This window comes from Lysinibacillus sp. OL1, from assembly GCF_004332175.1.
Taxonomy (GTDB): Bacteria; Bacillota; Bacilli; order Bacillales_A; family Planococcaceae; genus Lysinibacillus; species Lysinibacillus capsici.
The window spans coordinates 1-203 of sequence record NZ_SJDS01000179.1 but is presented as its reverse complement, the minus strand read 5'-3'; the positions used below and the strand labels follow the sequence as shown (position 1 = coordinate 203).

Annotated in this window: 1 rRNA gene; it reads left to right on the top strand. The window is 42.9% G+C overall.

Annotated elements, in window-relative coordinates:
- Positions 1-123 precede the first annotated feature (123 nt).
- Positions 124-203: ribosomal RNA gene (rrf, locus tag EW028_RS25035) — 5S ribosomal RNA — on the top strand; the annotation flags it as partial.

Here is a 203-nt window from a genome sequence, read left to right as displayed (position 1 = left end):
GGAAGTGTGGTGACACATGGAGCTGACGAATACTAATCGATCGAGGACTTAACCAAAAACGTTTGAAGCATTCAATGTATCGTTTATCTAGTTTTGAAAGAACAAGTCTTTCAGCTGAATAAGTGAAGTGATGATGGCAAAGAGGTCACACCCGTTCCCATACCGAACACGGAAGTTAAGCTCTTTAGCGCCGATGGTAGTTG